This is a genomic window from Ferruginibacter sp., from assembly GCF_031391665.1.
GTDB lineage: Bacteria > Bacteroidota > Bacteroidia > Chitinophagales > Chitinophagaceae > Ferruginibacter.
The window spans coordinates 1-3,596 of record NZ_JANMUN010000221.1; the positions used below are offsets into that span (position 1 = coordinate 1).

Consider the following 3,596-nt stretch of genomic DNA (forward strand, 5'->3'; position numbering starts at 1 on the left):
AAAAGTTACCGGTTCATTAATACATCTTTTTTGTGCAGGACTAAAACTAAAAGAAGGGTTTAATGCTGTTTTAAATTTTTGAAGATTATTTTCTCCGCCAGTACTGCCGGTAAAGCCCCAATACACCAATGGATCTCCTGCAAAAATATCTGTTACAAAATCTTTTGTTGCAGTAACCTTTAAAACGCCATCAATATAAGCCGATAATGTTTTGGTAACAGCATTCCACTCAATACGGAGCGAATGCCAGCTACTATCTTCAATATTATCGGTACCGCTCAAAATTGATGCAGGAACAGGCCCTGCAATATTATTTGCGGTATTATGGTTAAGGTCGCCATTTAACTGTATGGCGATATGATCAAACACAGGGTCGTTATTATTAAAATTTTGCCAGGTATCAATGGTAACACCTACTGCCGGTGTAACACCTTCATACCCCAGCCCTCCTCCGGTAGTTCCCACACTGGTACTTATAGGTTGCAATACAAATACAATTCCATCTGCACCGGGGCTGCTGGAAGCCCCCAGAAAAACATCAAAATTAAAATTGAAAGACTGACTAAGATTGATTTTATTATTGTTCCACACAGAACCACTTTGATTATTTACTGCACGTGTTAAGGTATATTCATTACAGGCATCCTGTGTAGCACTGCCATTAAGGGTGTATTGTGCCAGCGTGTTCGGGCTGATAGTTATTATCAGCAGTAAACATAAAATTTGTTTTACTAAAGCAGTTATCACCCTATAAAATTAAATTTATTTAAGCTGTTGGCGCTGATTTTTTTTAAGACAGGGAAAATGATTGGGTTTTAATTAATAATTAGTACCGAAGCCGATATAATAATCAGCTAATTTATAAATTATAAAAGGCAGATACCGTTCTGCTTAACGCAAATAAAAGATTTATTTAAAAAAGTCTTTCCCTGCCTGCATCGGGTATATAAATTTACTTTAAGTATAGAACTTCTACTACATTTTAAATTTTAGGCAATATAAAAAAAACCTACCCGTTCCGCTTTCACATTTACACATTATCTAACTTAAAAAAATTAAAATCCTAACAATGAAAAAAATTATCCTTTGCCTGTTTATTTTAAAATCTTTTACCTCCATTGCACAGGTTGGTATTGGTACAACAACACCCGGTACTACTTTAGATGTAAACGGAGCCATTACTAACAGGGAAACAGAAGTTACTGTAAGTTCTAACTCAGCAACTGTACCTGCTAACACCTCTTTAGTACAATTAATTGGTACAGCTACAGGTTCAATAAGTATATCTGCACCGGCTGCACCTAATGCAGGCCAGCGCTTAATTATATTTAATAATACTGTTGGTGGCTTTGGCAGTATTTTAAATTCAATAACGGTACCCAGCGGTCAGGCTGGCGAATTTATTTACAGCAATGGTAACTGGCGCAGCATTAACCCTATTAATGTTCCTAATGTAAATACATCAACTATTATTCCTTATGCATCAAGCTTACCCGTTACATTAACCACAATTGCAGGTGGTTTGGCTGGTACAGGTGCTATGGTTGGTTTTGGTAATTCATTATCTGGTATTGCATTATCATCCGGCTCTATTGATGTAACCGGTGGTACAGGCATAAACATAAATTTTGGTTTTACAGTTCCAAGAAATGGTACCATTAAATCTTTAAGTGCTTTCTTTTCTACCACTGCTGCTTTATCATTAATTGGTACAACCGTAACAGTTAGGGCACAGCTTTATCAAAGCAACAGTATCAGCAGTAATAATTTTTCGCCGGTACCTGGTGCTGTAGTAACCCTTACTCCTGCATTAACAGGTATTTTAAGTTTAGGTACAACCAGTTCGGGTATTCTTAATGGCTTATCTATTCCGGTAACAGCACAATCAAGATTTTTATTAGTGTTTTCTACTACTGCAGCAGGCGTTTCTTTAATTACAAGTGTTGATGGTTATGCAAGTGCAGGCGTTTCTATCGATTAATAACATTTGCAACATCACTCACTTCTAAATTTAAAAAATGAAATATTTATTATATTTTTTGGGATTGTTTACGGTAAACAGTACCCTGAATGCCCAAACCAATTTATACAACTCGGGCCAATTGTTTATAACGACACCTGCGGATACTGTTTTTATCAGCGGCGCTTTATATAACAATGCAGGCGCTGCTTTACAAAATATTGCCGGCAATTTATTTGTAAGGCAGGGCTTAATTAATGATGAAGTTAACATGGCCATCATTACCGGCAAACTGTGGACGGATGGTTCGGTAACACAAATTGTTTCGGGCAGCAGCCCTTTTAGAACGTACAACTGGATAGTTGACAACACCAATAATATTACACTGCAAAACAGGGTGGAAGTGGGCGACGGCACCGGTGGCAATTTAAGTTTTGTAAATGGCAAAGTAACCAGCGGCACTGCTTTACAGGATGTATATTTCAGGGCTAACAGTACTTATACCGGTTATGGCGATGATAAACATATTATTGGTTACTGCTCAAAAGAAGGCAATACCAATTTTACGTATCCCATTGGTAATGGCACTTTAAAAGCCGATTTAGATATTGATAATTTAAGTACAACCTCAGTTTTTCAATGCAAATATTTTGGTGCAGGTTATTCTTCTTTAGCTGTAACAGCACCGTTGGTAAGTGTGTTTGATAAAGAATACTGGACACTAGACAGAACATCGGGGGCATCAGGCGCTAACATTACCCTTAAATGGAACGATGCCCGAAATCCATTAAACCATACCATACCTGCCGGTTTAAGAGTAGGGCATTTTACAGGTGCCAGCTGGATAAGTGAGGGTGGCGTTGGAACTGGTAATACAGTAACAGGCTCGGTTACCAGCATAATGGTAAACAGTTACAGCCCTTTTACTTTTGCATCCGAAGCATCTGCTTTGCCAATATTGCTTAACAGTTTTGACGGCTATGTAAACTCATCTTGCGAAGTAGCCATTAAATGGGCAGCTGATGCAGAAGGTTCGATAAAAAAATACTATTTACAAAAACTGGTTAATGGTAAATGGGAAATAGTGTATGAGTGTTTACCAAAGCAATCAAGCGTTGTATCCAATTATTATTTTACCGATGCAAAAGCTTTTGAGGGCAGTAATATTTACAGGGTAATGTCGGAAAATATTAACGGCAGCGTAGTGTACACCGCTTCTAAAAATATTAATGTAAGCTGCGGTAAAAAACAAATACAGGTGTATCCAACTATTACATCCGATGCAGTAACCATTTCATTGCCACAAAATTTTGCTGAAAGCAAATTAACTGTTGTTAATGGCAGCGGGCAAATAGTTTTTGAAAACAATAAGTTGCAGCCAGGAAAGCAACAGGTAAGTTTAAAAGAATTTGCCGCAGGGGTTTATACAATTATTGTTAAAGGCAATAATGGCGTATCAAGTTTCAGGGTAATCAGAAACTAATACTTTTTGGATAGAATAAAAATAAAAGAGGCTGTTTTAAAAAACAGCCTCTTTTTAATGTGGTTATTAAACTTAAATGAAAAATTTACCAGCCTTTTTTTGCTACACCGTCTGCAATTGCTTTTAAAGCGTTTGCTTCGCTAAGCATAGTGG

3 protein-coding genes are annotated in these 3,596 nt (G+C 37.2%); 2 read left to right on the top strand and 1 reads right to left on the bottom strand.

Features of this window, described 5'->3' with window-relative positions; genetic code table 11:
• Nucleotides 1-747: lectin-like domain-containing protein (locus ACY651_RS16670; protein ID WP_462254626.1), on the bottom strand; the 747-nt coding region annotated here is incomplete at its 3' end.
• Nucleotides 748-1,069: 322 nt separating this feature from the next.
• Here ACY651_RS16670 and ACY651_RS16675 point away from each other — a divergent pair.
• Entirely contained in the window at nt 1,070-1,981 is a 912-nt protein-coding gene (locus ACY651_RS16675; RefSeq protein WP_462254627.1) for an exosporium glycoprotein BclB-related protein, read from the top strand.
• A 37-nt stretch (nt 1,982-2,018) separates the two neighbouring features.
• Nucleotides 2,019-3,443 carry a T9SS type A sorting domain-containing protein gene (locus ACY651_RS16680; RefSeq protein WP_462254628.1) on the top strand — a complete coding sequence of 475 codons (1,425 nt, stop codon included), beginning with the start codon at nt 2,019-2,021 and terminating at the stop codon, nt 3,441-3,443.
• The last annotated feature ends 153 nt before the right edge of the window (nt 3,444-3,596 follow it).